Below are 17,196 nucleotides of genomic sequence, written 5' to 3'. Positions count from 1 at the left end.
GTTATTCGATCACGTCCAGAATCAGCGACGTCGCCCCGGGCGTCTCCGGTCCGATGTGATACGCCGCGGCCACCCGGCGCGCGGCCTCGGCCACGCGTGCCTCGTCGCGCGCGCGCAGCAGCGCGAGCGGTTCGCCGCGCCGGACCGGATGCCCGATCTTCCGCTCCAGGACGATCCCCGCACCGGGATCGATCCGGTCGCGGGCGGTGGCCCGTCCAGCGCCGAGCGCGATCGCAGCATAGCCGATCGCCTCGGCGTCGATGGCCGTCACGAAGCCGTCGGCCGGCGCCGCCACGGGCCGCTCGAGGGTCGTGCCCGGCAGCCGCTGCGGGCGCTCGACGACCCCGGGGTCGCCGCCCTGCGCCTCGATCATCGCCGCGAAGGTGCGGGCGCCCTCGCCGCGGGCGAGCGCCGTTTCGAGGCGTTCCCGCGCGCCGCGGGCATCCGGCGCGATCCCCGAGAGCACCAGCATTTCGGCTCCCAGCATCAGCGCGAGTTCGCGCAGGTCGCCCGGCCCTTCACCGCGCAGGGTGCGAATCGCCTCCTCCACCTCCATGGCGTTGCCAACCGTCCGGCCGAGGGGCTGTTCCATGCTGCTCAGCACCGCGGCGGTGCGGCGGCCGGCGGCCCGTCCGATCTCCACCATCGTCCGGGCAAGGGCGCGCGACTCCGCCGGCGTCTTCATGAACGCGCCGCTGCCCGTTTTGACGTCGAGGACGATGGCGCGGCTGCCGGCGGCGATCTTCTTGCTCATCACGCTCGACGCGATGAGCGCGACGCTGTTGACGGTGGCGGTCTGATCCCGGAGCGCGTACAGGCGCTTGTCCGCCGGGACGAGTTTCGCCGACTGCCCGGCAATCGCGCAGCCTACGCGGTTGACCTGCGCGACGAGGACGTCCGGCTCGAGCTCCACACGCAGTCCCGGGATCGCCTCGAGCTTGTCGAGCGTGCCGCCGGTATGGCCGAGCGCGCGGCCGGACAACTTCGCGACGCGCGCGCCGGCGCTCGCCGCGAGCGGCACCACGACGAGCGAGGTCTTGTCCCCCACGCCGCCGGTGCTGTGCTTGTCGACCGTCGGCCCGCGGACGCCGCTGAGGTCCAGCGTCTCGCCGCTGTCGACCATCGCCTGCGTGAGCGCCGAGATCTCGTCGGAGGAGAGCCCTTTGAAGAAGACGGCCATGAGAAACGCGGCCATCTCTATGTCGGAGACGCCACCCGCGACATACGCGCCCACAAACTCGCGCACCATACCCGCCGGGAGGGCTTCGCCGTCCCGCTTCGCTCGGATGACGTCGTAGGGTCGCATCGCGGCCGCACCGTGGTCTTTCCCCCGGGCGACGGTCACACCTCCGGCACCGGCCGGCGGAATACGCCGACGCCACCGGCGAGGGGGCGGGGAGGCCGGCCCGCGCGTCGCGTCGAAGCCGAGCCGCCGTGCGCGACGCTATCACCGTACGCCCCGCCACCGCCCGCGAATTCCCCACCGTATGGAACCTCGTCGTGGGGCTCGCCGTGTACGAACGGCGCCGCCGACACGTCAGGTCGACGCCGGCCGTGCTGCGCCGGCACGGGTCCGGGCGGCGGCCCTATTTCAGAGCGCTGATCTGCCGCCGCGGCGCAGAGCCGATCGGCGTCGCGATCTACCTGATGACCTACTCGACCTTCGCGGGGAGGCCGACGCTGTACATCGAGGACATCTTCGTGCTGCCCGAGGCCCGCGGGGAAGGCGCGGGCCTCGCGCTGATGCGCGCGCTGGCCCGCACCGCGGCGCGGGCGGGATGCCGGCGCATGGCCTGGAGCGTGCTGCGCTGGAACAGGCCGGCGATCGACTTCTACCGGCGTCTCGGCGCGGAGACGGTGACGGCGTGGATCTCGATGGAGCTCGGCATGGGGGCGCTCACGCGTCTGGCCTCGTCCGGTGCGGAGCGCGCACGCCGCCTTCGCCGCCCGCGTTCGCGTCGGTTAGCCGCCGCCGCGCGGATCGCGGGCCGGCGTCCGCGAGGCGGTGCTCACGCACTCGGTTAATCGAGCGCCCGTACGACGGACCGCACGACGCCGACGAGCCGCGGCCCCGACGCCGCGGCGGCGGCCAGCACGTCCTCGTGACGTAGCGTCCGGTCCCGGGGTCCCGTCTCCCGTCCGGCCGCGTTGGTGATCACGGCGATGCCGAGGACGCGCATGCCGGCGTGCCGCGCCGCGATCGCCTCGAGCACGGTCGACATCCCCACCGCGTCCGCGCCGAGCGCGCGGATCATCCGGATCTCGGCCGGCGTCTCGTACGACGGCCCGAGCACGCCCGCGTAGACACCGCGGCGCAGCGGCGTCCCGGCCGCGCGGCCCGCGTCGTCCGCGAGCGTGCACAGCACCGGATCGTACACCTGCGACATATCCGGAAAGCGCGGCCCGAGACGCTCGTCGTTCGGGCCGACCAGCGGGTTGGTGCCCGTCAGGTTGAGGTGGTCGGTGAGCAGCATGAGATCGCCGCGCTGAAACACGGGGTTGAGCCCGCCCGCGGCGTTGCTTAGGATGACGACCGGCGCGCCGAGCGCGGCGAGCAGCCGGACGGAGAAGACCACGTCTGCCGGCGTGCGGCCCTCGTAGAGGTGCACGCGCCCGCGGAGCGCCACGACCGGGCGCCCTTCGAGCCGGCCCAGCACCAGTTCCCCCGCGTGGCCCTGCGCGGTTGGCACCGGCATGCACGGGATCGCGGTGTACGGAACGGCGGTCTCGGCGTCGATCGCCTCCGCCAGCCCGCCGAGGCCGCTGCCGAGCACAATGCCGCAACGAGGCGCGAGGCGCGAATGCGCCCGCACCGCGGCGGCCGCGTCCTCGAGCGCGGCACGAATCTCCGGCGGGCCGGGCGCCGTCACGGCCGTAGAACCTGCGCGAGAACGCTCGTGCCCGCGCCCGTGCCGTCGACGCCGAGGGCCGCGGCGACGGTCGCGCCGAGGTCGGCGAAGGTCCGGCGCACACCGAGATCCGTTCCCGCGCGCACGCGCGGTCCGGCCGCTATGAGCGGCACCCGCTCGCGCGAGTGGTCGGTGCCGGGGGTTGTCGGGTCGTTGCCGTGGTCCGCGGTTACCAGCAGGAGATCTGCGCGTCCGAGCCGCTCCAGCACTTCCGCGAACCTGGCGTCGATGCGCTCGAGATCGGCGCCGTATCCGGCGGGGTCGTTCCGGTGGCCGTAGAGCGTGTCGAGATCGACGAGGTTCGTGAAGATGAGGCCGCGCTTGAGCGTCTCCAGGACAAGGACGGTCTGCGTCATACCGTCCATGTCATCGTGCGTGTGCACGGTGCTCGTAATGCCGCGTTTCGCGAAGAGGTCCGCGATCTTGCCGATCGCCGCGACCGGTACGCCGCGGGCGACGAGCCGATCGAGAACGGTGTCGCGCGGCGGCGCCACCGAGAAGTCGCGCCGGCGATCGGTGCGCACGAACCGCCCGGGCACACCGACGAACGGCCGCGCGATCACGCGGCTGACCGCGTGCGGGCCGGTCAGGATCCCCCGCGCGATCTCGCACATCCGGTAGAGCTCGTCGATCGGAATCACCGACTCGTGCGCGGCGATCTGGAAAACGCTGTCCGCGGAAGTATACACGATCGGGCGCCCAGTCCGGATGTGCTCCTCGCCGAGGTCGGCGATGATCACGGTCCCCGACGCCGGCTTGTTGCCGAGGACCCGGCGGCCGATCCGCGCTTCGAACGGCTCGATGACCTCCGGCGGGAAACCACGCGGGTACGTCGGAAACGGCCGGTCGAGGACGAGGCCCATGAGTTCCCAGTGCCCCGTCGTGCTGTCCTTCCCGGCCGAGACCTCGGTGAGGATGCCGAACGCGCCCGCGGGATGCTCGGCCGGCGGCACGCCCGCGATCTCCGCAAGCCGGCCGAGGCCCAGCCGTCCCAAGACAGGCATCCGGAGGCCGCCGCAGGCCGCAGCCGTATGCGGGAGGGTCGCGGAACCCTCGTCCCCGTACCGGGCGGCGTCGGGTGCCCCGCCGATCCCGCAACTGTCCAGCACGATGACCACGACGCGCGTGCAGGGGCCGCGCGTCTCGACGGCCACCGCCGCTAGCCCGGCGTCACGCCGAAGCGTTCGGCCGCGAGCAGGATACCGACGATGGACTTTGCGTCGCAGATCTCTCCGGTGGCGACGAGCCGCCGCGCGACGGCCAGCGGCACACGATGAACCGTCAGGTCCTCCTCCTCGCGATCGCGCTCCCCCTGCGCCGGGTGCAGGTCTTCGGCGAGAAAGAGATGCATCAGCTCGTTGGAGAAGCCCGGCGCCGGGTAGAAGGTCGCCAGCCGTTCCCAGGTGTGCGCGGCGTATCCGGCCTCCTCCGCGAGCTCTCGGCGCGCGCACGCCTCGGGCGTCTCCGGCGGCTCCAGCGTGCCGGCGGGGATTTCGAACAGCTTCCGGCCCGCGGCGTGCCGCGTCTGCTGCACCAGCACAATCTCCTCGCCGGGCAGCATCGCAACGATTGCGATCGCGCCGGGGTGCTCTACCAGCTCAAAGGTCGAGCGGCGTCCGCTCGGACTCTCAAGTTCGTCCACGCGCACCTTAAACGCGCGCCCCGTGAACACGCGACGGCTGCCGAGTGCCCGCGCGCCGCCCGTCATGGGAGGTCGGCGGGCGGCCGGATAAGGGAGGGAACGGTTGTGCTCAGTCTCCGCCGCGCGCTCCCGTTGTTTCGTAGACGGGCGTGCCTTCGCGCGAGGCCAGGTCGCGGAACGCCGTCAGCACTTTCATCGTGACCGGGCCCGGCCTGCCGGGGCCGATCGTCCGTCCGTCGGCCTGGACCACCGGGCCGAGTTCCGCGCCCGTGCCGGTCAGGAAGCACTCGTCCGCTGTGTAGATGTCGTGCAGCGTGATGATATGCTCCGATGCCGCCACCCCGATCGTCCCGCAGAGATCGAGAACGGCGCGCCGCGTCACGCCTTCCAGGATGCCGATGTACGCGGGCGGCGTCAGCACGCGCCCCGCCTTCACGATGAAGACGTTGTCCGCGGTGCACTCCGCGACGTAGCCCTCCGAGGTCAGCATCAGCGCTTCGTCGACCCCGGCGAGGTTGGCCTCGAGCCGCGCCATGATGTTGTTGAGGTAGTTGCACGTCTTGATTCGCGGGTTCAGCACGTCGACCGGCCGCTGCCGGGTGGACGCCGTGATGACCCGCAGGCCGTTGCGGTACGCCTCCTCGGGATACAGCTGGATCGAATCGACGATGATGACGAAGTTGGCCTTGGGACATTTCCGCGGGTCGATGCCCAGGTCGCCCGGGCCGCGGGACACGACGGGCCGGATGTACGCGTCGTGGAGCCCCGATTTGCGCACGGTGTCGACGATCGCCTGGATCACCGCGTCGCGGCCGATCGGAATTTCGAGGCGCATGGTCTTCGCGGACTGGAAGAGGCGGTCGACGTGCTCCTCGAGCTTGAAAACGCGCCCGTTGTAGCAGCGGATACCCTCGAAAATGCCGTCGCCGTAGAGGAACCCGTGGTCGTAGACGGAGACGGTGGCCTCTTCCTTGGAGACGAACCGGCCGTTGATCCAGATCGCGCCCATGACGCATGTCCCCCTTGCGGAGCGTGATATTGCGTAAGCGAGCGGTGTCCGTAAACTGTTCGTACCGGACGACCGTGCCCCCTGCGACGCCGGCGCATCCCGCCGGCTAGTCCCGCTCCCGCGGGGCGACGCCGACTACGTGGCCGTCGCCCTGATCTCCGCCTCCGTGCCCTGCGGGCGCAGTGCCGTGGCGTCGATGCGCTCGCGCCGCGTGAGCACCGCGGCCACAAAGGATCGGTACAGCGGATGTGGCCGCGTCGGCCGCGAGCGGTATTCCGCGTGGAACTGCGTGCCGAGGAACCACGGGTGGCCGGGCAGCTCGACGATCTCCACGAGGTTGCGCTCCGGATAGAGCCCGGTGACCCGCAGCCCGTGGCGCGTGAGAACCGGCAGATACTCGTTGTTGACCTCGAAGCGGTGCCGGTGCCGCTCGCCGACGTCGTCCGCGCCGTACGCGGCGTGGGCCAGGGACCCGGGGGCGAGGCGGCACGGATACAGGCCGAGCCGCATTGTGCCCCCTTTCTCCGTTACGGCCTTTTGCTCGGGCAGCAAGTCGATCACCGGGTGCGCCGTCGCCGGGTTCACTTCCGTGGTATTGGCGCCCTCGAGGCCGCAGACGTGCCGCGCGAACTCGACCACCGCCCACTGCATGCCGTAGCATACGCCGAAGAACGGCACGCCGCGCGTGCGGGCGAACTGCGCGGCCTTCACTTTGCCCTCGACGCCGCGCGCACCGAAGCCGGGGCAGACCAGGATTCCATCCACCCGCCCGAGTCTCACCGCCACCGCGGCTTCGTCGAGTGATTCGAGCTCCTCGGAGTCCTGCTTCACGATGCGTACCCGGCAGCCGGTCGCGATACCGCCGTGCCGCAGCGCTTCCTCGATGCTGATGTACGAGTCTTCGTTGCCCATGTACTTGCCGACCAAGACGATCTCGACCACCGGGGGCGAATTCAAGAGGCGGTCCACCATCACGCGCCAGTCGGCGAGGTCCGGGGTGCGGACCGGCAGGTCGAGGCGCTTCTCCGCGATGCGGGCCAGGCCCTCGTCCTCCAGGACGAGCGGCACTTCGTAGACGCTCTGGGCGTCGATCGACTGGATCACGGCCTCGGGTGCGACGTCGCAGAACAGCGCGAGCTTGTCGCGCAGGTTGCGGGAGAGCGGGCGTTCGGCCCGGCACACGATGACGTCGGGGTGGATACCGATGCTGCGCAGCTCCTTCACGCTGTGCTGCGTCGGCTTCGTCTTGAGCTCGCCGGCGCCGCGGAGGTACGGGACCAGCGAGACGTGCACGTACATGACGTTGGCGTCGCCGACGTATCGCCGGAACTGCCGGATCGCCTCGAGGAACGGCAGGCTCTCGATGTCGCCGACGGTCCCGCCGACCTCGACGATCATCACGTCGGCCTGCTGCAGGCGCGCAACGCGGCTGATCTCGTCGCGGATCTCGTTCGTCACATGCGGGATGACCTGAACGGTGCCGCCGAGGTACTCGCCGCGGCGCTCGCGCGCGATTACCGCGCCGTAGATCTTACCGGTCGTCGTGTTGTTGTCGCGCCCGAGACTCTCGTCGATGAACCTCTCGTAGTGCCCGAGGTCCATGTCGGTCTCGGCGCCGTCGTCGGTGACGAAGACCTCGCCGTGCTGGAACGGGTTCATCGTCCCGGCGTCGACGTTGACGTACGGATCGAACTTCAGGGCGCTGACCCGCCACCCTCGGCTCTTCAGCAAACGCCCGAGCGAGGCCGACGTGATCCCCTTTCCGAGCGCCGAGGCGACGCCTCCCGTGATGAAGATGTACTTCGTCTGCGGCTGCGTCATTGGCTGCGTCCCCCCGTCGGCGCCGGCCGTGTCCGTCTCCGGCGCGTTCGACCTTTCCTCACCCATTCCATCATCGTTCGCCGCCCCACGACAGCTTTGTGCGCAGCAGCCGGTAGAAGCCGGTGCGCCCCAACCGAACCAGTCGCGTCCGGCACGGCGCACGGGCCACCCGCACCACGTCGTCCGGCTCGAGCGGCTCGCCTTCCTGTCCGTCCACGGTCAGCACCGACGGCGCACCGGTCGGCTCGACCCGGATCGTGATCGCCTCGTCGGCGGAGAGGACCACGGCGCGGGCGTTGAGCGTGTGCGCGCAGATCGGCGTCAGCACGATCGCCTCGAGGTCCGGGTGAAGAATCGGGCCGCCGGCCGACAGCGAGTATGCCGTCGACCCGGTCGGCGTCGCGACGATGAGGCCGTCGGCGAGGTGGGTCGCAAGGTGGTCATCGTTGATGTCGGTGCGGATCCGGAGCAGCCGGGCATACCCGCTCTTGGTAACGACGACGTCGTTGAGCGCCAGCAGCTCGCGCACGACGCGCTCGCCTGCGCCGCTGCCGCGGCAAACCTGGCCCTGCAGCATCATGCGTTCGTCCACGCGGTAGTCGCCGGCCAGCACCCGCAGCAGCGCATCGTCCACCGCCCGGTCGTGCACCTCCGCAAGGAATCCGAAGCCGCCGAGGTTGACGCCGAGGATCGGAATGCCCGCGGGAGCGGCCTGCCGCGCCGCCTGCAAGATGGTGCCGTCGCCGCCGAAGACGACCAGCATCTCCGCGCGGCGGGCCAGGTCGGAGGCCGCCGCGCCGAGCTCCGGGAGGCCGAGCGTCTGCGCGCTCTCCCGATTGGCCACGACGTCGACGTGTCGCGCGGTGAGCAGCGTAACCGCGCCGCGCGCGAGGCGGCCGACCTCGCGATCCGCCTGCAGCTTCTCGGCGTTGACGATCAGCCCGACGCTCTTCATGCGTCTCTCCGCCCCAGCCGGCGGTGCGCGTCCGCGACCGCGGCGGCAATGTCCGAGCGGCCGCCGGCGTCCGCCGGTGCGGGCGGGCGGCGCAGGTGCACAAGGTACTCGATGTTGCCCGCCGGGCCGGTGATCGGCGACGGCGTCACCGCCAACGGCGTAAGCCCGTCGCGCGCGGCCGCCTCGAACACGTTCTCCAGCACCGCGGCGTGCACCGCCGGGTCCCGCACGACGCCGCCGCGCCGGACCGCGGCCCGTCCGGCCTCGAACTGCGGTTTGACGAGCGCCACCACGTCGCCGCCCGGGCGAACGAGCGACGCGATCACGCCCCAGAGCAGGCGCAGGCCGATGAACGACAAATCGGCGGTGACGAGATCCGCCGGGCCGGCGAATCGCCCGGGCGTGAGCGTCCGTGCGTTCGTACCCTCCATGACGACGACCCGCGGGTCTTGCCGCAGCGTCCACGCGAGCTGCCCGTGCCCCACGTCGACGGCGTACACCCGCGCCGCGCCCGCCCGGAGCAGGCAATCCGTAAATCCGCCGGTGCTGGCGCCCAGGTCCACCGCGGTGAGGCCGCGGACGTCCAGGCCGAACGTCTCGATCGCGCGGGCGAGCTTGACGCCGCCGCGGCCGACGAACGGGTGGGCCGGCGCCGTCACGCCGACCCGCATCTCCGGCGTGACCCGGCGGCCCGGTGTGTCCGCAATCGCGCCGTCGACCGTCACGCGACCGGCGAGCACCGCGGCCTGCGCGCGCGCCCGGGACTCGGCGAGGCCCTCCTGCACGAGCCGTTCGTCGAGGCGCACGCCTGCGCCGCGCTTCACGGGATGCGGGAGGGCGCCCGCCGCCCGGTGCGTCACCGGTCCCGCTCCAGCAGATAGATCGCGAGCTCTTCGAGGCGCGCGCCGCGCGCCCCGAGCGGAGCGAGCGCCCTCACCGCCTCGCGCGTCGCGTCCGCGGCGAGACGGCGGGACCGCTCGAGGCCGAACACCGCGGGGAACGTGACCTTGGCGTGGCTCGCGTCGGTGCCGGTGTCCTTGCCGAGCTTCCCGCGCTCCCCGACGACGTCCAAAATGTCATCTACGATTTGGAACGCGACGCCCATGTGCTCGCCGTAGCGGTCGAGCGTCAGGAGGTCCGCGTCGTTCGCGCCGGCCAGCACCCCGCCGATCTTGAGACAGGCGCGGATGAGCGCACCGGTCTTGAGACGGTGGATCTGCCGGACCTCGGCTTCTTCGGGGTGCGGCTTCATCGTGGCCCGCGGGTCCGCCGCCGGGCGATCTGCCGGCACGGCCCGCACCGCGAGCAGGTCGAACACCTGCCCGCCGACCATCCCCTCGCTACCGATCCCGAGCGTCAGTTCACGGATCGCCCGCACCACCCGCGCGGGCGAGCAGCCTGGCACCTCCGCGTTGCGCGCGAGAAGCTCGAAGGCATGCGCGTGCAGCGCGTCGCCGGCGAGCACCGCCATCGCTTCGCCGAAGACCACGTGGCAGGTCGGGCGGCCCCGGCGGATGTCCGAATCGTCCATCGCGGGAAGATCGTCGTGAATGAGCGAGTAGGTATGAATCAGCTCGACGGCGCAGGCGGACGGCAGGACGGTCTCCAGCGGCGCGCCCGCAACTTCCGCGCCGGCGATCACGAGCATCGGCCGCAGCCGCTTACCACCGGCGAAGACGCTGTAGCGCATCGCGCGGTGGACCTCGGCGGGCGGGGCGGCCTCCGCAGGGAGATACCGGTCCAGCGCGTTTTCGACAAGCCGGCCGTGCTCGGCGAGAACGTTCTCGATGGCGACCGGTCGGCGCGACGTTTCCGGCATTCTGCTTAGCGGATCTCGAACTCTCCTTCCCCGGTCGCCGCAGGACTCCCGGCCGCGGTCGCGGCTCCCCAGTCTTGGTGCACGGTGCGCACGAACGCCCCGGGCGGTCCGCCGCTCAGGGCGTTCACGAGCGCGTCCAGCGCCGGCCGCTCACCGTCGGCGACGACCTCGACTCGCCCGTCGGACAGATTGCGCACCCAGCCGCCCACGCCCAGTCTGTGCGCGGTCCGCCGCGTGAACTCACGAAATCCGACGCCCTGAACGCGTCCGGATACCAGGAGGCGCACCCGCACAGCGGCGTGCCACTACGGCGCGGCTTGGTCCGCGACGCGCGCGAGGCGCGCCCCGATCCGGACGATGCGGCCGAGCATGCCGTTGACGAACCGGCCCGATTCTTCGGTGCTGTACTGTTTGGCGAGCTCGACCGCCTCGTTGATGATGACGCCGATCGGGGTCTCCGTGTGCTGCAGCTCGAAAATCGCCATGCGAAGCACGTTTCGGTCCACCGTGGCCATACGCTCGAGGGTCCAGTGCTCGGCAACGTCCCGGATCAACGCGTCGATCTCATCGGCGTGCCGGCGGGTGCCGTGGACGAGCTCGTCGATGAGCGCCCAATCGTCCCGCGACCAGCCCTGGGCGCGCAGCGGCCCCAGCGCCTCCTCGATGCGTCCCTTGCCGAGGTCGAGCTCAAAGAGCACGCCGAGCGCGGCTTCGCGGGCCTGACGGCGCGTGGTCATCGGATCCCCGAGAAAAACAGACTGACCACCGAACCGGTGGTCAGAGACGACTGCGTTCGGGGCGTCTCGCGCCCCGCAGCGCGCAACATCGGTGTCGCATGCTCCTGCACCAGTGTATTATACCCGCTCCCCCTTCGCCGGGCAAGACAGACGGTGCGGCACGCGCGCCTCACGGCGCGTCCATCACGTCCGGCGTGAGCGACCGCCGCACCGTCTCGGCGTCCTCGGCAACTTGGCGGACGAGGGCCGCGGCGTCGGGAAACGCGCGCTCTTCACGCACACGGCGCGCGAACTCGAGCGTCATCGGCTCGTCCGCGCAGTCCCCGTCGAAGTCGAGGAGCAGCGTCTCGATGCCGAGCGCTCCGCCGCCGAACGTCGGCCGGACGCCGATGTTCGTAGCGCCGCGGTAGCGGCGGCCGCGCACGGTCGCGACCGTGGCGTACACGCCGCGTGCGGGAACGATTTTGCGTGCGTCGGCGGCGAGATTGGCGGTCGGGACGCCGATCGTCCGCCCGCGCCCCTCCCCGCGCACGACGCGCCCGGCCAGGCTGTAGCGCCGGCCGAGCAGCCGCGCGGCGTCCTCGACGAGCCCCTCGCGGAGCGCGGCGCGGATGCGGCTGCTGCTGACCGGCTCGCCGCCGATGAGCACCGCGGGTACGAGATGCACCGGCACGTCCGCGGCGCGGCCCCACTCTTCAAGGCGCCGCGCCGTTCCTTCCCGACGGTGCCCGAACGTGTACGAGGAGCCCGCGACGATCTCGCGCGCGCCGAGGCGGCCCCGCAGCACGCCGTCGAGCCACGCCGGCGCGGAGATGCAGGAGAGCGCCTCGTCGAACGGTACGACGAGCGCGACGTCGAGCCCCAGCGCCTCGAACCGGTCGAGCCGCTCCTCGACCGTCGTCAGCAGGACGGGTTCGGGTCCCGGGCGCAGCACTTCGAGCGGATGCGGCTCGAACGTCAGCGCGGCCGCGGAACCGCCGCGGGTCCGCGCCCGCTCGACGGCCAGCCCGAGCACCCGCCGGTGGCCGAGATGGACGCCGTCGAACGTGCCGAGCGCGACTACCGGCCCGCGGACCCCGGCCGGCCAGTCAGCGAGGCCGAAGATGCGGCGCACGCGGCCCTCCGGGCGGGCGCGGCGGCCCCGCCGGCGGCGTACCGGCGGGCGCGCCCGCCAGGACTTTGAACGGACGGAGCACGCCCTGCTCAACACGCGCCAGCGCGACGAGCGTGCCGCGCCGGCTGCGGAGCCGCACCGGCTGGTCATCGGCGAGCGCGTGCCCGGCCTTCCACGCCGGCACCGGGTGGCCGTGCAGCACGTCGCTCACGCTCTGGTCGGACAGGTCGACCACCGGCAGGTGGCCCACCGCGTCGTCCATCGAGATGAGGGCACCGTCGAGCGCGCCCTCCGCGGCCAGCGCGGCGAGCTCCTCGAGCGTGCGCGCCTGCGCGATGTGAAACAACCCGGTGCGCGCGCGGACCATGAAGTGCGCGTATCCGCCCACGGCGAGCACGTCGCCGATGTCGGCGCAGAGCTTGCGGATGTACGCGCCCTTGCCGCAGGTGACGTGCAGCAGGAGGCGCGTCCAGTCGTGGTTGTGAGTCACGATCTCGATCGAATACACGACGATCGGCCGCGGCTGCACGTCGACGACCTCGCCGCGGCGCGCAAGCTCGTAGAGCCGGACGCCCTCGTGGTGAATGGCCGACACCATCGGCGGGACCTGCAGAATCTCACCGGTGAACCGCCGCAGCGCACCTTCCACCGCCGCGCGCCGGAGTGGTGACGCGGCCGGCGCGGGCCCGTCGGGCGGGGGCAGCACCTCGCCGTACGCGTCGCCGGTGCTGGTGCGCATGCCGAGGCGCAGCTCGACGCGGTACTCTTTGTCGACGTCCATCAGAAACTCGCTGAGTCGCGTCGCGCGCCCCAGGCACAGGACCAGCACGCCCGCGGCGCCGGGGTCGAGCGTGCCGGTGTGCCCGACCCGGCGAAGCCCGGCCAGCCGGCGGACCGTGTCGACGACGTCGTGCGACGTCATCCCCGGCGGTTTGAGGACGTTGAGGACGCCGTCCACCGGCGGGGTCAGGAGGACGCGGCGGCCGCGAGCTCGCGCCGCACCGCCTCGATCGTCGAGCGTATCGCGTCTTGGAGCGGTCCGGCGGCCGTGAAACCGGCCGCGGCCGCGTGCCCGCCGCCCCCGAACGCCTCCGCCACGACATTCGTGCGCACGCCCGCGCGACCGCGCATGCTGACCTTGATGCCCTCGGGTTCCTCCTTGAAGAGGAGCGCCACCTGGACGCCGCCGATCGCGCGCAGCGCGCCGACGATCCCTTCGGACTCCTCCATGGACGCGCCCGACGCCCGCAGCATCTCCTGCGTCACCGCGGTCCAGGCGATGCGCCCGTCGGCGGAGAGCTCGAGACGGCTGAGCGCCATGCCGAGCAGGCGCAGCGCGACCGCGGGCCGGTTTTCATACACCTGCGTGTAGACGTCCGCGGGGCTCGCGCCCGCCTCCACGAGTTCGGCCGCGATGCGCAGCGTGCGCGGCGTCACGCTCGCATACCGGAAGCTGCCCGTGTCGGTGAGGAGCGCGGTAAGCAGACAGGTGGCCGTCGGACCGTCGATCGTCGCGATGGCGCGGACGATCGGCGTGACCAGCTCGCCGACCGCGGCCGCCTCGGGCTCGTACAGGATGAGATCGCCGTAGCCGCCGTTGCTCACGTGGTGGTCGATGTTGACCCACAGCGGGACGTCGACCGCGCGCGCGGCGAGCACCCCCGCCCGGTCCGGCGTGCTGCATTCCATGAAGACGGCCGCGTCGAAGGACTCCTGCGCCGGCAGCTCCGTCACGATCTGGTCCGCGCCGGGCAGGAAGCGGTACATCTCGGGGACCCCGTCGCTGCTCGCGACGACGGCCCGCTGCCCGCGCGCGCGCAGCCCGCGCGCGAGCGCGAGCGTCGAGCCCAGGCAGTCGCCGTCCGGCGAGACGTGGTTGAGCAGCAGCACGCGCCGGCCGAGCAGCGTTTCCGCGATCCGTTGGGCCAGCGTCATTCCCCGTCTTCGCGGGACCCCCGACCGCCCGCGTCGCGCTCCTTCGTGACCTGTCGCAGCAGACGGTTGACGCGATCGCCCTGCTCGATCGATTCGTCGATGCGGAACATCACCTCAGGCGTGTAGCGCAGCCGGATGCGGTGCGCCAGCTCGGTGCGGACGAAACCCTCGGCGCTGCGCAGCCCTTCCATCGTGCGCGCCTTGGCCTCCGCGTCGCCGTACACGCTCACGAAGATCCGCGCGTGGCGCAGATCGGGACTGAGCTCGACGTCGGTGACAGAGACGAACCCGATGCGCGGATCCTTCATGTTGCGCTGCAGAATCGCGCTCGCTTCTTCCTTGAACAGCTCGCGGAGACGGGCGATGCGCGGACTCGTCATGGGCGGCGCCCCCCCTGTCTTCGCAGGACCTCCGGCCGCCTTCGCGGCCTCCTGCCCTCTCATCGCATCTCGGTACTGTAGTTCAGCAGCACCAGCTCGCCGTGACGCTCGATCTCCCGCGCGACGCCGGCCAGCACCGAGTCGGCGTGGCGGGTGTCGGTGCTGACGCAGGCCACGGCGAGGCCCGCACGCCGCCAGGAATCGTGGTGCGTCACTTCGGCCGCGGCGACGTTGAAGCGGTGATGAAGCCGGTCGATGACCGACTTGACGATCCGGCGCTTGTCCTTGATGTTCTGCGTGCCGGGAAGGCCGCACTCCACGTGCAGCACCCCTACCACCATGGCCCGCCGCGATTAGGCCGGCGCCGTCTCGACCGCGAAGACCTCGAGGACGTCGCCTTCCTTGATGTCGTTGAACCGCTCCAGCCCGATGCCGCACTCGAAGCCTTCCAAGACCTCGCGCACGTCCTCCTTGAACCGCCGCAGCGAGCCGACGACGCCCTCGTGCACCACGACGCCGTCGCGGATCACCCGCACCTTGGCACCGCGCGTGACCTTCCCGGACGTCACGTAGCAGCCCGCGATCGTCCCGACGCGGCTGATCGAGTAGACCTTGCGGACCTCGACGCGGCCCAGCACGACCTCGACGGTCTTCGGTGCGAGCATGCCGCTCGTGAGCTTCTTTACGTCGTCGAGCACCTCGTAGATGACCCGATAAAGACGGACGTCGACGTGCTCCTGCTCCGCGAGCTTCCTCGTCTGCGGCTCCGGCCGCACGTTGAACCCGACGATCAGGGCCTGGCTCGCGGCCGCCAGCATCACGTCGGACTCGCTGACGTTCCCGACCGCCGCGTGCAGGATCGTGATCAGCACCCCGGGCGTGGTGAGCCGCTCGACCGCCGGCACCAGCGCCTCGACGGAGCCCTGGACGTCTCCTTTCACGATCACCCGCAACTCCCTGCGCTCGGTGACGGTACCGGTCTCGCGCGAGATCTCCTCGACGCTGAGCTGGCGCGACCGCGCCTGCTCGACTGCTCGCCGGCGCTCGCGGCGTTCCTCGGCCACAGCTTTGGCGATGCGCTCGTTCGAGACCGCCTCGAGCAGGTCGCCGGCCTGGGGCACCTCGCTGAGACCGATGACCTCGACAGGCGTGCTCGGCCCGGCGGTGTCGGTGCGGACGCCGGCCTCGGTCTGCATCGCGCGGACGCGGCCGTAGGTCTCCCCCACGACGACGGCGTCGCCGACGTGCAGCGTGCCGTCCTGGACGAGGATCGTCGCCACAGGCCCGCGGCCCTTGTCGAGCCGCGCCTCTACGACGGTGGCCCGCGCCGGCTTCTCCGGCGTCGCCCGCAGGTCGCGCAGTTCCGCGACAAGCAGGATCATCTCGAGCAGCGTGTCGATGCCGGTGCCCTGCCGGGCCGAGACCGGGACCATGATCGTGTCGCCCCCCCAGTCCTCCGGCACGAGTCCGAGGTCCGAGAGTTGCTGCTTCACACGATCCGGGTTCGACTGCGCCAGATCGGTCTTGTTGATCGCGACCACGATCGGAACGCGCGCCGCCTTGGCGTGGTTGATCGCTTCGACCGTCTGCGGCATCACGCCGTCGTCGGCCGCGACGACCAGCACCGCGATGTCCGTGACCTGGGCCCCGCGCGCCCGCAGCGCGGTGAACGCTTCGTGGCCCGGCGTGTCGATGAAGGCGATCCTCTTGCCGCTCACTTCCCCGGTGTACGCGCCGATATGCTGCGTGATCCCGCCGAACTCCCTGGCCGCGACCGACGTCTTGCGGATCGCGTCCAACAGGCTCGTCTTGCCGTGGTCGACGTGGCCCATCACCGTGGCAATCGGCGGCCGCGGTGTGGTGCCCTTCTCCTGGGCGGTGGTGCCCGGCACCTCGAGGGTCGGCGCCACCTCCTGGACCTGCTCGACCTCGCGGGCCTTCGGTGCGTAGTTGAACGCGGCCATGACCTTCGTCGCGACTTCGAGCGGGATCATATGGTTGACGCCGGCGAGGACGCCGTTCTCGACAAGCTTCTTGACCACTTCGCCGGGCCCCACGCCCATCCGGGTTGCGAGGTCGCCGACCTGAATCGGACCGGCGAGCTCGAGATAGCGCAGCGGCTGCGGCGCGACCGGCTCCGCCGGCGGCGGGGGCGGCGGAGGAGCTTCGATCGGCTTCGCCCGCTCGACCGGCCGCGCAGGCTCCGCCGGCAGCGGCTCGAGCACGGGCGGACGCGACGGGGCGGCGGCCGTGCCCGGCTCGTACCGGGGTGTCTTCCGGACGTCGCCGAAGCGGATCGTCGGCTTCTCCTTGGGCGCGGCTGGGGCGGCGGCGGCCGGTGCCGCGGCCGGCGGAGCCTGCGCGGCCGGCCGTTCCCGACCAGGGGTCGCGGGACGCTTCGTCTCGGCCTTGCCTTCCGCCGGACGCTTCACCGCGGTGCCGCCGGCGGCGGCGGGCCGTACGACCGGGCTGCGTCCCGGCGTTTCGGCCGGCTTTCCGGCGGCCGGACGCGGCGGCGCACCGGCCGCCGCGGGGTGCGCGGGCTCAGGCGCGAGGGGCGCCGCCGGCTCCGGGCGGGGCGCGCGGAACACGCGCACGCCCTTTACGTCCGCGCCGTACTTCTCGCGGAGAAAGTCGCTCTGGCGGACCTTGTCGTCGGCGACCACGCGCGCGGGGCCGCGCGCCGGTTCGGGCGCGGAAGGGCCGGTACCGGCAGGTGGCGGCCCCGCGACGACACGGCGTACCCGTGCCACGGTCTCGTCGTCGAGGACCGACATGTGATTCCGAACCGAGACCTTGAGGGCCTCCAGCCGGTCGATGAGCTCCTTGCTGGTCAGGTTCAATTCCCTGGCCAGCTCGTGTACCTTCACCACGA

The 17,196-nt window shown here is 71.7% G+C and carries 18 protein-coding genes; 1 reads left to right on the top strand and 17 read right to left on the bottom strand.

The window, feature by feature from the left end; translation table 11 throughout:
- Position 1 precedes the first annotated feature (1 nt).
- On the bottom strand, positions 2 to 1,306 hold the full coding sequence (locus tag VFL28_17350; GenBank protein HET7266437.1) for a thymidine phosphorylase: 1,305 nt from the start codon (positions 1,304 to 1,306) through the stop codon (positions 2 to 4).
- A 128-nt stretch (positions 1,307 to 1,434) separates the two neighbouring features.
- Here VFL28_17350 and VFL28_17345 point away from each other — a divergent pair, with 128 nt between their 5' ends.
- Positions 1,435 to 2,025 carry a GNAT family N-acetyltransferase gene (locus tag VFL28_17345; GenBank protein HET7266436.1) on the top strand — a complete coding sequence of 197 codons (591 nt, stop codon included), beginning with the start codon at positions 1,435 to 1,437 and terminating at the stop codon, positions 2,023 to 2,025.
- On the opposite strand, the gene VFL28_17340 is transcribed toward VFL28_17345, so the two are convergent.
- The 16 genes from VFL28_17340 to infB form a co-directional block, all read right to left on the bottom strand.
- Positions 2,022 to 2,870, bottom strand: coding sequence for a purine-nucleoside phosphorylase (locus VFL28_17340; GenBank protein HET7266435.1), 849 nt, complete (start codon positions 2,868 to 2,870; stop codon positions 2,022 to 2,024). The two genes, VFL28_17345 and VFL28_17340, sit on opposite strands and share 4 nt — an antisense overlap.
- Positions 2,867 to 4,063 (bottom strand): phosphopentomutase, encoded by a 1,197-nt coding sequence (locus VFL28_17335; GenBank protein HET7266434.1) that lies wholly within the window; start codon positions 4,061 to 4,063, stop codon positions 2,867 to 2,869. The genes VFL28_17340 and VFL28_17335 overlap by 4 nt, the downstream gene beginning before the upstream one ends.
- 5 nt (positions 4,064 to 4,068) lie before the next feature.
- Positions 4,069 to 4,551, bottom strand: coding sequence for an NUDIX hydrolase (locus VFL28_17330; GenBank protein HET7266433.1), 483 nt, complete (start codon positions 4,549 to 4,551; stop codon positions 4,069 to 4,071).
- A gap of 109 nt (positions 4,552 to 4,660) precedes the next feature.
- Positions 4,661 to 5,560, bottom strand: a complete 900-nt coding sequence (ilvE, locus tag VFL28_17325) for a branched-chain-amino-acid transaminase (GenBank protein HET7266432.1) — start codon at positions 5,558 to 5,560, stop codon at positions 4,661 to 4,663.
- Between the two features lie 135 nt (positions 5,561 to 5,695).
- On the bottom strand, positions 5,696 to 7,381 hold the full coding sequence (locus tag VFL28_17320; protein HET7266431.1) for a CTP synthase: 1,686 nt from the start codon (positions 7,379 to 7,381) through the stop codon (positions 5,696 to 5,698).
- 70 nt (positions 7,382 to 7,451) lie between these two features.
- The gene (locus VFL28_17315) at positions 7,452 to 8,336 is read right to left on the bottom strand and encodes an NAD(+)/NADH kinase (protein ID HET7266430.1); all 885 of its coding nucleotides are present in this window, start codon (positions 8,334 to 8,336) and stop codon (positions 7,452 to 7,454) included.
- A complete protein-coding gene (locus tag VFL28_17310; GenBank protein ID HET7266429.1) occupies positions 8,333 to 9,196 on the bottom strand; it encodes a TlyA family RNA methyltransferase in 864 nt (287 codons plus the stop codon). Before VFL28_17310 ends, VFL28_17315 begins: the two co-directional genes overlap by 4 nt.
- The gene (locus VFL28_17305; protein HET7266428.1) at positions 9,193 to 10,155 is read right to left on the bottom strand and encodes a farnesyl diphosphate synthase; all 963 of its coding nucleotides are present in this window, start codon (positions 10,153 to 10,155) and stop codon (positions 9,193 to 9,195) included. The genes VFL28_17310 and VFL28_17305 overlap by 4 nt, the downstream gene beginning before the upstream one ends.
- Positions 10,156 to 10,160: 5 nt before the next feature.
- The gene (locus VFL28_17300) at positions 10,161 to 10,448 is read right to left on the bottom strand and encodes an acylphosphatase (GenBank protein HET7266427.1); all 288 of its coding nucleotides are present in this window, start codon (positions 10,446 to 10,448) and stop codon (positions 10,161 to 10,163) included.
- 12 nt (positions 10,449 to 10,460) lie between these two features.
- The gene (gene nusB, locus VFL28_17295) at positions 10,461 to 10,892 is read right to left on the bottom strand and encodes a transcription antitermination factor NusB (protein HET7266426.1); all 432 of its coding nucleotides are present in this window, start codon (positions 10,890 to 10,892) and stop codon (positions 10,461 to 10,463) included.
- 169 nt (positions 10,893 to 11,061) lie between these two features.
- On the bottom strand, positions 11,062 to 12,006 hold the full coding sequence (gene ribF / locus VFL28_17290; GenBank protein HET7266425.1) for a riboflavin biosynthesis protein RibF: 945 nt from the start codon (positions 12,004 to 12,006) through the stop codon (positions 11,062 to 11,064).
- Entirely contained in the window at positions 11,981 to 12,964 is a 984-nt protein-coding gene (truB, locus tag VFL28_17285; protein ID HET7266424.1) for a tRNA pseudouridine(55) synthase TruB, read from the bottom strand. Before truB ends, ribF begins: the two co-directional genes overlap by 26 nt.
- A gap of 8 nt (positions 12,965 to 12,972) precedes the next feature.
- Positions 12,973 to 13,941, bottom strand: coding sequence for a DHHA1 domain-containing protein (locus tag VFL28_17280; GenBank protein HET7266423.1), 969 nt, complete (start codon positions 13,939 to 13,941; stop codon positions 12,973 to 12,975).
- Positions 13,938 to 14,321, bottom strand: a complete 384-nt coding sequence (gene rbfA / locus VFL28_17275; GenBank protein ID HET7266422.1) for a 30S ribosome-binding factor RbfA — start codon at positions 14,319 to 14,321, stop codon at positions 13,938 to 13,940. The genes VFL28_17280 and rbfA overlap by 4 nt, the downstream gene beginning before the upstream one ends.
- Before the next feature lie 59 nt (positions 14,322 to 14,380).
- Positions 14,381 to 14,662, bottom strand: a complete 282-nt coding sequence (locus tag VFL28_17270) for a DUF503 domain-containing protein (GenBank protein HET7266421.1) — start codon at positions 14,660 to 14,662, stop codon at positions 14,381 to 14,383.
- 12 nt (positions 14,663 to 14,674) lie between these two features.
- Complete coding sequence (gene infB, locus VFL28_17265; protein ID HET7266420.1) at positions 14,675 to 17,191, bottom strand: translation initiation factor IF-2; 2,517 nt, start codon at positions 17,189 to 17,191, stop codon at positions 14,675 to 14,677.
- Positions 17,192 to 17,196: the final 5 nt, after the last annotated feature.

The sequence above is a fragment of the bacterium genome, from assembly GCA_035691305.1.
In the GTDB taxonomy this organism is placed as follows: domain Bacteria; phylum Sysuimicrobiota; class Sysuimicrobiia; order Sysuimicrobiales; family Segetimicrobiaceae; genus DASSJF01.
This window is presented reverse-complemented; position numbering and strand designations above follow the sequence as displayed.